The sequence below is a fragment of the Erwinia typographi genome (assembly GCF_000773975.1).
Taxonomy (GTDB): domain Bacteria; phylum Pseudomonadota; class Gammaproteobacteria; order Enterobacterales; family Enterobacteriaceae; genus Erwinia; species Erwinia typographi.
This window is the reverse complement of the sequence record NZ_JRUQ01000039.1, coordinates 120642-137790: the sequence shown is the minus strand read 5'-3', so window position 1 is coordinate 137790 and position 17149 is coordinate 120642. Positions and strand designations below refer to the sequence as shown.

The window sequence follows — 17149 nt, the reverse complement described above, 5'->3', positions numbered from 1 at the left end:
GGCGGGTATCCAGCGGCAGCCGCCAGCGCGTTATCTGGCTACGCTGGACAAGCTGTTTGCCGCCGCGACCGTTAGCGCCGACTTCCCGGCCGTCTGGCTGGCGGCTGAAATAGACTGGCAGAAGTTCGTGCCGCTGTTCGCGCTTTACAGCCCGGTTCATCTGTTCAGGCGCTGCCTGACGCAGCAGGCCGCCAGCGTTGCGCCGTCGGCTGTACAGACACGAAATCTTCATCAGCTGAGCGAAGCGGAACAAAAACAGCTGATTCACGATTTCGTCCGCAGCGAGCTGGCGCGCACGCTCCGCATTGCCCCACACAGCATCGAGCCGGACAGCGAGCTGCTGGCGCTGGGAATGGACTCCATTCTGGTGATGGATTTTTCCCGCCGATGCGACAGTGAACTGGGCATTCAGTGCTCGCTGAAGGCAATCTTCGAGCACAGCACCCCGGCCAGACTGATCGATTACCTCACCAGCCAGCTGAGCGTCTCCGCTGCGGATGCAATGCCAGCGGCAGAGATGCATATTGTTCATGACGCGGCACAGCGCTACGCGCCGTTCCCCCTGACCGAGCTACAGTATGCCTACTGGATTGGGCGTCAGGATCACTATGCGCTGGGCGGCGTAGCCTGTCACGCCTACCTGGAGGCCGACGCACCTGAAGCGCTGGATATTGCCAGGCTACAGCGCTGCTGGAACCTGTTGATCGATCGCCACGACGCGCTGCGGCTGGTCATTGACGAACAGGGGCGCCAGCGGGTGCTGTCAGAGGTGCCCGACTACCAGATTACGGTGGCTGATTTGCAGCAGGCCAGCCGCTCATCTGCGGCCAGCCATTGCGATCAATGGCGGCAGCAGCTCTCCCATCAGGTCCTGCCGACCGATCGCTGGCCGTTGTTCGATCTGCGCGTCACGCTATTGCCGCAGGGCGGCAGCAGGCTGCATATCAGTATCGATATGTTAATCAACGATGCCACCAGCAGTCAGCTGCTGTGGGATGAACTGGTGGCGCTGTATCGTGCTGACGGCGAGATGAGTCAGGCCGGACTGCAACCGTTCAGCATTGGCTTCCGCGACTATGTGCTGGCGAAACAGCAGCGGGAAGGCGCGCGTCTGCAGCAGTGGGAGCGCGATCGGGAATACTGGTTACAGCGCCTGCCCACGCTGCCGACCGCGCCGCAGTTGCCGCTGTTGGTGGAGAACCTGAGTCTGGTTCATCCGCAGTTCAGCCGCCGACAGCGCACCCTCCCCGCTGCCGCCTGGCAACAGTTGCGCGATCGCGCTTCTCATCACGGGGTCACGCCAGCCTCTCTCCTGATTGCGGCGTTTTCCGAAGTGCTGGCCGCGTGGAGCAGCGAACCCACTTTCAGCCTGAACCTGACGATTTTCGACCGCCTGCCCTGGCATGACGACGTGCCCCGCATGGTCGGCGATTTTACCGCCGTCACCCTGCTGGCTCTCGATCACCGGCAGCCGCTCAGCTTTGCCGATCGGGCCGCGCAGGTAAACGGCGAAGTGCTGGAGAGTCTGGACCATCGCAGCTTCAGCGCGGTAGATGTGCTGCGCGAATGGAATCGCGGCCGGGAACAGCAGGCGCTGGTCGGTATGCCGGTGGTGTTCACCAGCCAGCTGGGTGTTAACGATCCGACCAAGGGAGCGGCGGAAAGCCCGCTCGGCGAGATTGTCTGGGGCATCAGCCAGACGCCGCAGGTGTGGCTGGATCATCAGGCCAGCGAACAGGATGGCGCGCTGATCTATAACTGGGACGCCGTAGACCAACTGTTTCAGCCTGGCGTGCTGGACGCGATGTTCAGCGCCTATGGCGACCTGCTGGAAAGGCTGGCGGCGGACGACCGCTGCTGGCAGCATCCCCTTGATGCCCTGCTGCCGCCAGCGCAGCTCAGCGTAAGAGAAAAGCGTAATGCGGTGGTTGCTCCCGCCAGCGATAAAACGCTGGACGGACTGTTCTATCAGCGCGCCGACGCGCAGCCCGATGCGCTGGCGCTGAAGAGTGCTGAAGGAAGCTGGCGCTATCATCAGTTGGCGGCCTGGAGCCGCGGGATCGCCCGGCAGCTGATCGAGGCGGGCGTCAGGCAAGGCGACCGCGTGGCGGTGGTGATGCATAAAGGGGCGTCTCAGATCGCCAGTTGCCTGGCCATTCAGACGGTGGGCGCGGCATGGGTTCCCCTGTCGGCGGACACGCCTGAGGCACGACTTAACACTATTCTGCACGGAAGCCATATCGCGGTGTTGCTCACCCAGCCGGAACATGCCGCACGGCTGATGAGTGCCGGAAACATTATTACGGTGGATGCGTCCCGGCCGCAAATGGCCGACTCTGTTCCCGCGCCGACGCATCAGCCCGACGATGACGCCTACGTTATCTATACTTCCGGCTCAACCGGCGTGCCGAAAGGCGTGCTGATCGATCACCGTGGCGCGGTGAACACTATCCTGGATGTCAATCAGCGATTCGGCATTGGCGCCGGGGACGTGGTGCTGGGCATCTCCTCGCTCTGGTTCGATCTCTCGGTGTGGGATATCTTCGGCACCTTTGCCGCAGGCGGCACGCTGGTGCTGCCAGAACCAGAGGCGATCCGCGATCCGGCGCGCTGGCTGGAGCTGATTGAACGCGACAGGATCACGGTGTGGAACTCCGTTCCCGCCCTGCTGGATTTGCTGCTGGCTGAGGCGGACTACCATCCGCAGGCTCTGTCGGGTCTGCGTACGGTAATGCTTAGCGGCGACTGGATACCGCTTCCTCTGCCTGCGAGACTGAAAAATCATGCGCCTGACAGCCAGCTAATCGCCATGGGCGGGGCGACCGAGGCCTCCATCTGGTCGAACTGGTTCCGGGTAGAGACGCTCGACAGCCGCTGGAAAACCATTCCCTACGGCTATCCGCTAACCAATCAGGCTTATCATGTGCTGGATAGCCAGCTGCGCGACCGGCCTGACTATGTCAGCGGCGATCTTTACATCTCCGGGCTTGGCGTCGCGCGAGGATATGAAAACGATCCGCAGAGAACGGCCGCCAGTTTTATGCTGCATCAGGGCAGACGACTCTACCGTACCGGCGATCTGGCCCGCTACTGGCAGGACGGCACGCTGGAGTTTCTCGGCCGCAGCGATAATCAGGTAAAAATCGCCGGCAACCGCATTGAGCTGGGCGAGATTGAGGCAGCATTACAGCAGCATGAGGCTATCAGGGATGTGGTGGTCGATACGATCGGCAACGAGCGCGGCGATAAACGGCTGGCAGCGTGGCTGGTGCTGGAGTCGGAGGCGCAGGCGCTGTGTTTGCCAATAGTGGCCGACGCGGCATGGCAACGGGCCAGCGATCTTATCGGGCTGGCGAAGAGGCATTTTTCGCAGTTAACCCATCAGCCAACGGATGCCCAACTGCGTCAGTTCTGGACCCTGATTGATAGCCTGGGTGAGCGGGCGATAGCCGATACGCTGGCGGTGGCTGGCGGGCAGCCGGTGGCCGCGTCAGCGGCGTTGGCCCCGCTGGCCCAACGGTGGCAGTCGCTGAGCACCCCAACAACGCCAGACTGGGATGAGCTGTTACAGCAGGCCGGTCGCTGTGGTCTGCCCCGTGAGGCGCTGGTTCGCTTGCGGTCGGGTGCAGCCGATCGACTGCGCATTCTGCGCGGCGAAGCCGACGCGATGGAACTGTTTTACAGCGACGATCAGACGCTCTCACCTGAGCAGCTGACCCAGGCCAATCCGCTTTCCGGTCCGGTAACGTTGGTACTGGCCGCCCTGCTGCGCAGTCTGGCAAACAATCTGGGGCGCGCGCCGCGCATCCTGGAGATCGGCGGGCGTAGCGGTCTGGCTACGCAGCTGCTACTGGCAGAACTGGAAGATGTGCCGCTTGATTACTGCTTCAGCGATGCGTCACGCCTTTTGCAGCAGCAGGCGCAGGCCCGACTCATCGCCAGCCCGCAGCACCAGCTACAGTTCCGGGTCTTCGACAGCGAGCAGCCGCCAACACAGCAGGCTCTCGCTGAACATGATTACGATATCGTACTGGCGTTCAATGCCCTGCATCGCAGCCACAATATTCCGCGACTGTTGCGGCATATCAGCGCTCTGCTGCGTCCCGGCGGCTGGTTACTGGCCCCGGAAATGACCCGCAACAGCCCCTTCCAGCTTGCCACCGTGGCGCTGCTTGAGGCGGGCTACAGTCAGCTTGAGGACCAGCGTCGCGAACAGGCGCTGCCGCTGTTGAGCGCTGATGCCTGGCAGCAGCAGTTTGCCCACTACCAGCAGTCTGCCGCGCTAACGCTGCCGGAACTGACGGACAGCGGCCTGCACCTGCTGATGGCGAAAATGCCGGACAGCCTCTGGCAGTTCTCGCCTGCCATGGTCAGCGACTATCTTGCCACGCTGTTGCCCGGCTATATGGTGCCGCAAACGCTGATGGTGCTGGATTCCCTGCCGCTCAGCCCAACCGGGAAAGTGGCCCGCGCCCTGCTGCCGCGCCCCCATGCCGGAAGCATGACGCTCACTGCCCGCTCAGCGCCAGACTGGAAGGGGTTCAGCGCCAGACTGGCGGCCCTGTGGAGCTCGTTGCTTGACGGGGAGATCCCCGCCGCCGAAACGCATTTCTTTGAAGCCGGGGGCGACAGTCTGACCGCCGTCCGTTTGGTGGAGAAGATTCGCCATCAGCTACAGCGTCAGGTCGCCCTGCGCGATCTGTTCCTGTCGCCGCGCTTTGCTGAATTCGCCGTTAAGGTCGAGGCCGCGCCGCAGTGTCAGGACGCCCATCCGGCCTGGCAAGCCGATGAGGCGCAGCGCTACCAGCCGTTCCCGTTGACGGATGTCCAGCAGGCCTACTGGATTGGGCGCCAGAGCGGTCTGCCGCTGAGCGGCGTGTCAACGCATCTGTATGTGGAAATCGACATTGACCAACTGAGTCATGCCGCGCTGGAAAGCGCCTGGCAACGGCTGATCGTCCGTCACGATATGTTGCGCGCGGTTGTTGACGACGATGGCTATCAGCGGGTGTTGCCTGACGTCCCGGCTTATTCGATCCCCTGCGAGGATTTGCGTACCGCCAGCGAAACACAGCGTGCCGCCTGGCAGAACCAGACCCGCTCGGCGCTGAGCCATGAAGTTCATGAAACCAGCAGCTGGCCGCTGTTCAGCCTGCGTGCGGCGCAGCTGAGTCCGCAACGTCTGCGTCTGTGCATCAGCCTTGATAACCTGATCTGCGACGGTCGATCCATGGTCATGCTGCTGTCCGAATGGGCGCTGTTGGCCCGCCAGCCGGAAACTGAGCTGCCGCCGCTGAGCATTCGCTTCCGTGATTATGTATTGGCGCAGGCGCAGTGGAGTCAGCGGGCCAGCTGGCAAACGGCGCTGGGTTACTGGCTGGACCGCCTGGAGCATCTGCCAGCCGGGCCGCAGTTACCGCAGATCGGCAGCGGCGCGGACCTGCTGTCGCCGCAGTTTATCCGCCGCGAGTCCCGCCTCAGCGCAGAACAGTGGCAGGCGCTGTGCGGGAAAGCCGCCGGGGCTGGCATTACCCCTAATGCCCTGCTGCTGACTGTCTGGGGCACGGTGCTCGGCAACTGGAGCCGTGACCGCCGTTTCACCCTCAATCTGACGCTGTTCCAGCGTCCTGATATTCATCCCGAATTGCCCGCGCTGGTCGGCGATTTCACCTCTTTGAGCCTGCTGGTCTGCGACATGGACGGCGAAGCGGAGTTTCAGGCACGGGCCGCCGCGCTGCAACAGCAGCTATGGGACGATCTCAGCCACAGCGAAGTTTCAGCAGTACGGGTACTGCGTGAGGCCGCGCGCCGTCGTGGTCGTCTTGAGGCGGTCGCCATGCCGGTGGTCTTCACCAGCGGGCTGGGGGTGGATGCCGGCGGCAGCGACAGCAGCGTGGCGGCCGACTGGCTGGGCGAGTTTGGCTGGAGCGTCAGCCAGACGCCTCAAGTCTGGATTGATCACCAGGTGGTTGAACGGCGCGGCGAGCTGGTGTTCAGCTGGGACTGCGTCGACGCGCTGTTCCCCGACGGGCTGCTGGACATCATGTTCCATCACTATTGCGAACTGCTGGCCGCGCTGGCCGCACGCGAGGATCTCTGGCAGCAGGACCTGGCGCAACGGTTACCGAAAAATGACTGGCAGCTGAGCGCCCTGCCCGCGATGGACAACGTCATTCCGACGGATGAAACCGCAGCAGGCAGCGACCGGCTGGCGGCTGACATTGCGGACGAACTGAAGCGCATCGCCGGATTAGACGAGGTGCCGATCGGGCGCAACTTCTTCGAGGCTGGCGCAACGTCGCTGCATTTGATCCGCTTACGTCAGGCGCTGCAACAGAAGTTCGGGCGGTCATTCCCGGTGGTTGAACTGTTTAACCGCCCGAATGCCAGCGCCCTGGCCAACTGGCTGTCGCGGCAGGAAGAGAGCCTGGCCGAAGCGCCTCGCGACGTCAGTGAACGACGCCAGGCCCGTCAGCGGCGACGTCAGCAACGTCAACGTTAAGATCCCTTCGCGGGCTGCGGCCCGCGAATTGTCTCTGTGAAAAACGAGTACGCAAATGAACCTAATTGATTCCGAGCAGTTTACCCAGCGCTATGGCGATACCGTCCCGGTTGCCATTATCGGCGCAGGCTGTCGCTTCCCTCATGCAGCCTCTGTTTTTGAATTCTGGCGGCGCATTGCCGATGGTGAAGAGTTGATCTCCCGTTTCGATCGCGACGATCTGCAACGCGCGGGCGTCGATCCCGCCCTGCTGCAGCGCCCGGACTACGTTCCGGCCGCCGCAATCGTGGCGGAAGCCGAACGCTTCGAGTGGGCATTTTTCGGCTATTCGCGTCAGGAAGCGGAAAGTATCGACCCTCAGCAGCGGCTGTTTCTGATGTGTGCCTGGGACGCGCTGGAAATGGCGGGATATCCATCCGACAGCCTCCGTGCGCGCACCGGGGTGATTGGCGCTTCGCGAATGAGCACCTGGCAGCTGGCGCAGCGTCAGGATGCGCAGCACATCGCCTCGCCGCAGGTTTTCCAGAAGCTGATCGGCAATGACAAGGATTATCTCGCCACCCGAACCGCTTACAAGCTGGGCTTACGCGGCCCGGCCTACACGGTGCAGACGGCCTGCTCCAGCTCGCTGATTGCCGTTCATCTGGCCTGCGAGGCGATAGCCAGCGGCGATGCGCGGATGATGCTGGCTGGCGGGGCCAGCCTGAGTTTCCCTCAGCAGTCCGGCTATTTTTATCGCGAAGGCATGATTTTCTCCGCCGATGGACACTGCCGCCCGTTCGATGCGGCGGCAAATGGCACCCTGCCTGGCAACGGAGCCGCCGTGATACTGTTGAAACGGCTCGACCATGCGCTTGAGGATGGCGATGCGATCCTGTCAGTGATCCGCGGCACCGCAATTAATAACGACGGCAGCGATAAGGCGGGATTCACCGCGCCCTCGCTGAGCGGGCAGCGCGAGGTTATTCAGGATGCGCTGGCGATGGCCGATGTGGGCGCGGATACCATTGGTCTGGTGGAGGCGCACGGCACGGCCACGCCGCTGGGGGACCCGATAGAGGTCAGCGCGCTGACCCAAGCCTGGGCTTCATGGTCACCGCAGCCGCAGCAAACGGCGCTGGGGTCGCTGAAAAGCAATACGGGACATCTCGATACCGCCGCCGGGATTGGCAGTCTGCTGAAAGCGGGCCTGGCGCTCTGGCAGCAGCAAATTCCCCCCAGCCTGAATTTCGACACGCCTAATCCGGCGATTGATTTCGCCCGGACGCCATTCTACGTGCCGCAGCAGCTGCAGCCCTGGCGAGCGGTGAACGCTCCGCTGCGCGCGGCCGTCAGCTCCTTTGGCATTGGCGGCAGCAATGCCCATGCAATCCTTGAGGCCGCCCCCGACGCGGCCTTATTCCGTGCTGTCGATGAAGCCTCCGCTACGCTGCCAGCGCACGATGACCAACCGCTGGTGCTGCTGCTTTCGGCACGCAGTGAAGCCAGCCTGTGGGCGCTGGCCAGCCAGCATCTGCTGCGTCTGAGCGATCGCGAGGCGGGTTTTGACGCCCGGTGTTATGCCGCCACCAGTTTTTATCACCGCACGCTGTTTTCTCACCGCCTGCTGATTAGCGCCAGCGATGCCGACGGCTGGATAGCGCATCTGCTGAACGTCGTTGAGCAGGTACGCCCAGAAACGGTTGCAGGAGATGACGGCGTAGTCCTGTTCACCGCCGGGGAGTTGCCGGAGGCGCTGCTCGCTGAGGCGGCGCTGAAGGTTCCCCAATGGGATCGCTGGATAGCCCCGATGGCGCAACGCGCCCTGCTTCCGGTCAGCCCGTTTGATGGCGAACACTGTGCGCCCGCCATTACCGGCAGCCCAACGCAGAACGAGCGCGCGGTCAGTACTGAGGAAAATGAGGATGGCTGGCTGGCGCTGTGCAAACAGGCCGCACAAACCGCCCGCGACAGCGGCACGGCGCTGGATTTGTCATTACTGGGGGAAGAAGAACGCTGCGTCGATGCGCTGCATCAGCATTACGTCACCGCGATGCTGCGACAAATACCGTTGCTGCAACAGCCTCAGTCATTCTTCACCGTCGGCCAGCTGATGCAGGCTGGGAACATCCCGCCGCGCTATGCAGACCTGATGCGCCGCCTGCTGCGCGATCTGGCGCAAAGCGGCGCGATAACGCGGCGACAGCAGGAGGGCGAATGGCTGTATGGCGAGCTAACCGCCACCGCCACGGATGTTAACGACTGGCTGACACGTATGCGTAAGGTGGGCTATCAGCACCTTGCCGATCTGATTAGCCGCACGGGTCCACAGCTGGGCGCCATGCTGCGGGGCGATGTCGATCCGGTCAGCATTGTGTTCCCGGCTGCGTCCACGGCGGACGTTGAGCATATGTATCAGGAGCAGCCCTGGTCGCGCTATTTCAACCAGATAGCCGCACAGACGCTGGCCGCGCTGGCCGGCAAAAGCAGCCAGCCGTTAACGATTCTGGAGGTGGGCGGCGGCACCGGCGGCACCACGCACGATGTGCTGCATACACTGCCGCCGGGCAGCTGTGAGCATTACAGTTTTACCGATCTTGGCCCGCTGTTCCTCCAGCGCGCACGGGAAAAATTCGCCGCCTGGCCGTTCCTCGAATACGTGCCTTTCGATATGGAGAAACCGGCGGCCGCTCAGCATTTACCGCGCCAGCGCTATGACGCGATCGTCGCGGCCAATGTGCTGCATAATGCGGCGGATTTGCGCCAGATGCTGCGTAATCTTGCCAGCCTGCTGAAGCCCGGCGGCATACTGCTGATGCGGGAAATCACCGCGCCTAAAAAGCTGTTCGATTTTGTGTTTGGCGCGCTGGTGCCGCCGATTAGCGATACCGCGCTGCGCCATGACGAACTCTTCGCCTCCGAGCAGGACTGGCGCGCGGCGCTGAGCGATGCGGGCTTTGTCGCCAGTGACGCCTTCCCCGCAGCCGATCTTCCTGCCGCCGCCCTTGGCGAACAGATCCTGCTGGCGCGGACGGCGCAGAGTACGAAGCGCGCCACGCACGATCCGCTGAACGTTTTCACTCTTGAAGTGCCAGCGGATGTTCAGCAACCGGATGGCTTGACCGGCTGGTCGCAGGCCGCAATATTGCAGGCCGCGCTGAGCGCGCTTGCGCCTCAGCATCCTTCGAGGTTGTGCCAGCTTCACTGGCATAACGATCCGTCAGGCGCCGGTCATCCGCTGCGGATTACGCTTCAGCAGCGGGAACAGCGCGTGGACGCACAGGTTGAAGGGATTCCACTGTTCAGCGCCAGCCTGCTTCCCTCCCGCGTAGCGGGCGTGGAAAGCACGCCGTGGCCGGGAGATCTGTTACAGCCCTGGCGTCATCAGGGGGAACTCTATCGCTGGCAGTGGCAGAAAGTGACGCCGTCACAAAGCAGCCCCGCCCGCAGCATAATCAAAAAAACGGTGCCTGAAAATGAGGATCGGCAGCAGGCATTCTTCAGCGAATTGCAACAGCAGCTGACCGCCGCCGATCCTGCTGATGCGCTGTTGCTGCTGGCCGAAGGCATATTTGATCCCGGCGGGAATGAACACCCCGCCGCCTGGCTGCCTGGTTTTCTGACCGTCGCACGCCATGAATACCCCCAGCTCAGCATCGTGCTGCTGGATATTGCCGGGTTGCCGCAGAAGACGCCTGATGATGAAGAGTGTCGCCAGATCGTCCACGGCGGGTACGGACAGCTGCGCTGGCATGCGGGCGGCTGGCAGACGCCGGTTCTTCAGCCGGTGGTGGGACATGGCGGAGCGGCTGTCACGCCAGGCTGTCACGTACTGACCGGCGGCCTCTCGCCGCTGGGGATGGCGCTGATGAAAGACCTGGTCAGCCGCGGGGTGAAAAAGCTGGTCCTGCTGACTCGCCGCGAGCCGGATGACCCTCAACGGCGGCAGCTGGCTGACCTTATGGCTCGGGGTGCGGAAATCATCATCGACAGCGACGCCGATGCCAGCAGCGAAACCGCGTTCGGTGCGGCGCTGGAGCGTCTTGCACAACGTCATTTGCCGATTGGCACAGTCTGGCACCTGGCCGGGGCGGTCAACGACATGCCGATTGCCAGGCTGAACTGGCCGCAGCTGAAACAGGGGCTGGCTACCCGCCTGAACAGCGCCAGAATGCTGGATCGCTGGCAGGTGCGGCTACGGCCGCAGCAAAGCGTCTGGTTCTCTTCCGCCGCCACGGTTCTCGGCCCGCAGGGTCAGGCGGTTCACGCCGCCGCCTGTGGCGCACTGGAAAGGCTTGCCCAACAGCGCTGCGCCCGGGGTCATGACACGCTGGCCATCGTCTGGGGATACTGGCAGATCACCGAATCGGTTTCCGCGAAGCTGGCGGACCATCTGGCTGACAGCGGAATGGCTCCGCTTGAAACCACCACGGCGCTGGCGCTGCTGCAAACCGCCCTCGCCGGTGAACACCCGGTGGTGGCGGCAATGCGCGTTGACTGGCAGACGCTGGCTAAAGGGGCGCTTTCCGCTGATGACAGGCAACGATTCTCCGCCTTCCTGCCACAGTCCCCAGCCGCGCCGGTAGTTAGCACAGAAGCTGAAACTAAAACTGAAACCCCGCAGGGGGAACAGCTTGAACGGTATCTGCGGGAAACGCTGTCCCGGCAGCTGAACTGCCCGCCGGAACAGGTCACGCTGGAGAGCAATCTGGTGCAGCTGGGGCTGGATTCCCTGCTGTTCCTCGATCTTAATGAGACGCTGGGCCGGGATCTCGGGGTGAAACTCAACGCTGAAAGCGTGTTCCGCGCCGGTAGCGTCAGGGAACTGATCGCCTGCCTGCAACAGGAGATGCAGGCAGGCGCGGGTAGCGACTCGCTGCTCCGACGAGCGCTGGCCGAGCTGGAGTCGGCGCAGGCTGGCTGGCTCGACTCGCGAGGTGACGTCACCCGTCAGGCCGCTGGCGGAATGCCCTTGCCGCTGACGCCGCTTCAGCGACTGCGCTGGCAGCAGCATCAGCACGCTCCGCGCCTGCTGTACGTAGAGTACGACAAGCCGCACGACTTCCCGCTGACGGCCTTTGTCCAGGGCTGGCAGCGTTTGCAGCAGCGACATCCCATGCTGCGCGCGGCGATAACGGCGCAGGGTGAAATCGCTATCGTCAATGATGCGCCTACGGTGGAAATGCAGTATCACGACTGGCAAGAGCTGGCATCCGATGCGTTGCTGGCGCAGCAGCAGCGGCTGCGGGAAACCCTCTCGAACCATGCGTTCGATCTGCAAGCGCCGCCGCAGGTTGTGCTGGCGGCCAGCCAGAGTCAGCAGGGTTACCGGCTGCATATCGTGCTTAATACTCTGCTGGTGGATATTGAAAGCTTCCGCGTGCTGCTGCGTGAACTGGACAGCCTGATCCATCAGCCCGATGTGGCGCTGCCGGAGCGCGCTTTCACCCCGCAGGATTACCATCACGCCCTGCTGGCGCTGGCCACTACCCCGGCAGCATCTTATCCCGCTCCCGAGTTGCCTGCTCCTCCGGCGTTGCCGTGGCAGCCAGCGGCTTCACCGACGAGATTTGCCATCTGGCGCGATGCGCTGCCCGCCGGGCAGTGGCTACGGCTGAAAGCCCGTGGCGAACAGCAGGATCTCAGCGGCAGCGATTTACTGCTGGCCGCCTGGGGACTGGTGCTGCGGGACTGGATAACGGATAGCGCCTTTACCCTGCGGCTTGATTTCACCGACCGCCTGCCGCTGCATCCGCACGCCTCGCAGCTGATCGCGGATGCCACGACCATTGCGCCAGTTCCTCTGGATCTCAGCACCGCGACAGATTTTACCGAACTGGCCCGACAGGCGGCACGGTACCGGCAGCAACATCTCGCCCAGCATCTGCCCGGAGCGAGTTACGAAGCGGACTGGCTGGCGTCGCTGCCGGTCGCGTTCACCAGCCTGCTGGGCGTCCGACAGGCCTATTCCATTCCAGAAACCTCCGACCCGCTGCTGGGGATGCCCGGCTACGAGTATGCCGCTCAGCCGCTGACGCCGCTGCACTTACAGGCGCTGGAGGAAGAGAGCGCCCTGCTATTCAATATTGACGTGCAGTGCGGCACCTTGCCGGACGAGATGGGCGAGATTGCCCTGATAACGCTGCGTCAGCTATTGGAAACGCTCTCTGAGGTGGAAGAAGCCTGGCTCGCCCCGTTGACGGATTTACTGCCGGTTGACGAACAGATTGTTGCGCTGGCGCAGCAGACCAGGGAGGAGAAGCCATGAGCAACAGACAACGGGTGGTGGTTTGCGGCACCCGCTTTGGCGAGCACTATCTGGCGGCTCTGCGCCATCCGGCTTCCACTTTTGAGCTGGCCGGGATTGTGGCGCGGGGAAGCGAGCGCTCACGGCTACTGGCGGAAAAACTGGCTGTCCCGCTCTGGCGGACCATCGAAGAGGTTCCGGAAGGCATTGATCTCGCCTGCGTGGCAATCCGCAGCCGCATTGTCGGCGGAGAGGGCTCGGCGATAGCGGAACAGCTATTAAGGCGGGGGATCGCCGTGTTACAGGAGCATCCGCTGCATCCGACCGATATTCGCCGTATGCAGGCGCTGGCGGCCGAGCACCGCACCCGCTATCACGTCAATACGCTCTATCCTTCGCTACCTGCCGCCGCCTGTTTTATCGACTATGCGCGCCAAAGCGCGCGGCAGCAGAAACCGGCATTTATCGAGCTGACGACCAGTTTGCAGCTGCTCTATTCGTCGCTGGATATTATTGGCCGCGCGCTGGGCTCGCTGACGCCGTTCTGCGCCGCCCTACCGCAACCTGCGCCGCACGCCGCCGGGACGCAAATCTGGCCTTTCCGTCAAATGCAGGGCGAGTTCGCCGGTATTCCAGTATGCATCAATCTGCAAACCACGCTTGATCCCCGCGATCCCGACCACCACAGCCTGGTGATGCACCGTATCGCCATTGGCGGCAGCGAAGGCAACGTCTGTCTCGCGGGCAGCTTTGGCCCGGTGGTATGGAGTCACGCCATTTATGCCGAGGGCTATCAGCAGGACGATGTGGCCTCTTCGTGGCTGCTCTCCCCTGAGCATCATCTGGCTTCACGCTATAACCGGCAGCCGACGGCGATTGTTTTCGGCCCGCCACAGGCACCTAACCTGATAGAGGCCACCAGGCATGATTTTCCGCTGGCTATTCTGACGGCGCTAGGCGATCTGACCGCCGAAGAGGAGCCATGGTGGCAACAGCCTGCCTGGTGGCAGCAGCACGGAGACGTCTGGACAACCCTGATGCGCAACGCCGGTGCGCCGCAGCTCTGCGCCTTTAGCGCACCGGCTGCGCCCTTCCCCGATCCGCTGCACTACGCAGCCCACCGCACGATGGATAAGCCCTATGTCAACCTCTGATGCTTACCGCGACCTGTCGGCGCTGCTCGACGCCGCCGGACTGGCTGAACACGCCCTGTTTCTGAACTGGGGCTATCAGTCGCCAGACGAAAAAAACACCTCGCCCGGCGAGGCCCAGCGCCAGTTAATTCTGCAACTGCTTGGCGATCGCCAGCTGGATGGCCTTCATGTGCTGGACGTTGGCTGTGGCCGGGGGGGCGCCGCAGCGCTGCTGGTCGAAAAATGGCGGCCGCTGAGCGTTACCGGTGTGGATCTGAGCAGTAGCAACATCCACTTTTGCCGCCAGCGTCACCGCCAGCCACGGCTGCGTTTTCAGCTGGCGGATGCCTGCCAGCTCCCTCAGGCCGACGGCAGCATTGACCTGCTGCTGAACGTTGAGTCATCCGGCGCCTATCCGGATATCGCGGCGTTCTTCCGCCAGGTATGGCGTGTACTTAAAGCCGGCGGCGAGTTTTTCTATGCGGATATCTTCGATCGCGAGACGCTGGAGCACACCCGGCAGGCGCTGGAGACTATGGGCTTTGTGCTGGTCAGCGACCGCTCGGTCAGTCGGGAAGTGATGGCGGCAAGGCGCGGCGCCGGGGATAAAGTTATAGACAGATTACAGACTGCGCTGCCGTCGGGCGGGCAGGATATCGCCGGACTACGCAATTATTTTGCCCTGCCGGGGACGCCGGTTTACCAGGCAATGGCATCAGGTCAGGCTGACTATCACTATTTTCACTGGCGTAAGCCCATAGTGGACGATCCCGCCCGCGCCCTGCCTGCCGCGCTACTTCATCTCCTTGAACAGCGAAACCAGCGGCTTGAAAACGTGGTGAAAGGCACAGGAGAAAGTAGCGAAGCGTTTCCGCTGGGCAAGCCAACGCACGAGGCCGCGCTAAACCTGTTCGCTCTACCCTACGCGGGCGGCGGCGCCACAATTTATCGCGAATGGGGGCAGTCTTCCCTGTGGCCTGCTGACTGGCGCTTCTGCGCCCTACAGCTTGCCGGTCGCGAGAACCGTATCGATGAGACGCCCCACCGACGGATGGAGAGTCTGGTGGCGGAACTGGCCCGGCAGATTGAGCCATACAGCCACCGCCCGTGGGCGCTGCTTGGCTGTAGCCTGGGCTGCAAGGTGGCGTTTGAACTCGCCCGCTATTTTACCCGGCTGAACCGGCCGCCCTGTCAGCTGTTTCTGATGGCCTGTCCCGCGCCGTCGGTGCCGCTGTCCCAGCGGATTTCCGAGTGCAGCGACGCCTCTTTTAACCACGAGGTTCGCCGTCTGGGCGGGACGCCAGAAGACGTACTGCTTGACCCTGAAATGATGAAAACGGTCGGCAAGGCGCTACGGGCAGACTGCGCGCTGGCGGAGAACTATCAGGCCGCCGTCAGCGTTAAGGTCAGCGTGCCCACTATGCTGGTGCTGGCGGAGGATGACGCGCTGGTGCCGGTGGTCAATATGCTGCGCTGGCAACATCACCTGACGGAAGAGGTCCAGATCAGGCGCGTCAGCGGGGGGCACTTTTTCCTGCGGCTACAGCGCGAAACGCTGGAAGAATGGCTGATCGGGCTGCTGAAAAAACGCCTGAGTTCTCCCCCGCCTTCGGACGCCCGCTGGTTTCCCTTTGGTTTACCGGATAAGGCGGCAGGGCTGCCGGTGTTCTGCTTCCATCATGCCGGAGGCAACGCGGCCAGTTGGCGAGAGTGGAGGGAACTGGCGAAGCCCTCAGGTCTGCAACTCTGTCCGGTTGAACTACCCGGTCGCGCCAGCCGGTTTACAGAATCCCCCCGAACCGACCTGCCCGCGCTGATCGACGAACTGGAAGCTGTACTGGCTCCCTACTGCCAGCGCCCCTTTGCGCTGCTGGGCCATAGCCTGGGCTGTCTGCTGGCCTTCGAACTGGCGCAGCGGCTGCCAGCCGGAAATCTGCGGGGGATTTTTGTGTCAGGGCGGCGTCCGCCTGACAAGCCAACCCCTGAACCTTTGCGTCATCTGCTGAGCGATGACCAGCTGGCGGAAGAGCTGCAAGGTCTGGAGGGAACGCCGGATGATATCCTCCAGCATACGGAGCTGGTGTCGCTGTTTCTGCCCGCGCTGCGCGCAGACTTTAGCCTGACGGAACGCTATCAATGGGATCGGGTGCCACGGGATCTACGCCTGCCGCTGCATGCTTTTTGCGGAGATGACGATGCCGAAGTCAGCGTGGAAGCGATGAAAGAGTGGCTCAACTGGGGAGATGGGCGGGGCCAGCTGCATGTTTACCCCGGCGGTCATTTTTATCTGCAGCGCCACCGCGAAGCCATACTGCGGACCCTCGTCGCCGGGGTTAACCTCTGAGCATTGCCTGTCCCCGGCTGTTGCGGTAGCGGCCAGGCGTTTGTCCAAACTGTCGGTGAAAGAAACGCGACAGGTGGCTGGCGTGAGCAAAGCCACAGTGCAGGGCAATATCGTTTAAAGGCAGCGGGCTGCTTTCGAGTAGCCGCTGCGCTTCCCGCAGGCGGCATTCAATCACATAATTCCACGGCGTGATGGCAAACATCGCGCGGAACCCCCTTTTCAGCGCCATCAGGCTGAGCCCGGCGTGCTGCGCCACCTCTTCAATACACAGCGGCTGGGCCGCGTTCTGGCGAATATAATCTCGGGCGGCAATAAGGCGTCTGCGCTCGCGGTTAGGTAAACGGACGGCGGGCACTACTCTTTTCCGCTGCTGGCACAGTTCTCTCACCGCCAGCCACAGCGTGCCGAGCGCAAGGCTTTCCAGCCGGAGTCGGCCCAGCGCTGAACGATCGCTAAAGCCCTGCTGTATCTGCTGCATTTGCCGCGCGATTTCATCCGTCAGCACCGCTGACAAAATCCACGCATCCTCCTGCGCCGGGACGGACAACCCGCATTCGTCAACCAGCGGAATAAGATCGGGTGAAAATTCCAGGATCAGCAGATGGTAAAAATGGTGGCGTGGGAAAAAATCATAGCCATGACAGGCGGTCTGCGCGCAGGACAGCCAGAATGACTGCGGGCGATAATGCTGCAACGTTTGCTGGTTAAGGCTGAAATGCCCCGCCCCTTCCATCATGATCACCAGGGTCAAATGGGCCGCGCTTTCGCCCTGTAGCAATAGATCCTGTTGCAATGTGGTCTGCACATGTTTCAGCACGATGTGCGGCGTCAGTTGCAGATGATCAATTCCGGTCAGTGTTTCCTTACCACCCTTATGTTTCACCATAAACCCACCACAATGATAATGATTTTTATTTAGCTTTATCGTGCAATTTCTGACCTTA

At 62.6% G+C, this 17149-nt stretch carries 5 protein-coding genes; 4 read left to right on the top strand and 1 reads right to left on the bottom strand.

Going from position 1 to position 17149, the window contains the following annotated elements; genetic code table 11:
* From NG99_RS13370 to NG99_RS28905, 4 genes are all read left to right on the top strand, one after another.
* Window positions 1–6502 (top strand): non-ribosomal peptide synthetase (locus tag NG99_RS13370; protein WP_034893506.1); only part of this gene is annotated, 6502 nt, incomplete at its 5' end.
* Window positions 6503–6557: 55 nt separating this feature from the next.
* Complete coding sequence (locus NG99_RS13365; protein ID WP_052130703.1) at window positions 6558–12749, top strand: beta-ketoacyl synthase N-terminal-like domain-containing protein; 6192 nt, start codon at window positions 6558–6560, stop codon at window positions 12747–12749.
* The gene (locus NG99_RS13360) at window positions 12746–13882 is read left to right on the top strand and encodes a Gfo/Idh/MocA family oxidoreductase (RefSeq protein ID WP_034893503.1); all 1137 of its coding nucleotides are present in this window, start codon (window positions 12746–12748) and stop codon (window positions 13880–13882) included. Before NG99_RS13365 ends, NG99_RS13360 begins: the two co-directional genes overlap by 4 nt.
* Window positions 13869–16205 (top strand): alpha/beta fold hydrolase, encoded by a 2337-nt coding sequence (locus tag NG99_RS28905; protein ID WP_052130702.1) that lies wholly within the window; start codon window positions 13869–13871, stop codon window positions 16203–16205. The genes NG99_RS13360 and NG99_RS28905 overlap by 14 nt, the downstream gene beginning before the upstream one ends.
* Here NG99_RS28905 and NG99_RS13345 read toward each other — a convergent pair.
* Window positions 16195–17091, bottom strand: coding sequence for an AraC family transcriptional regulator (locus NG99_RS13345; RefSeq protein ID WP_034893500.1), 897 nt, complete (start codon window positions 17089–17091; stop codon window positions 16195–16197). The genes NG99_RS28905 and NG99_RS13345 overlap by 11 nt on opposite strands.
* Window positions 17092–17149 lie beyond the last annotated feature (58 nt).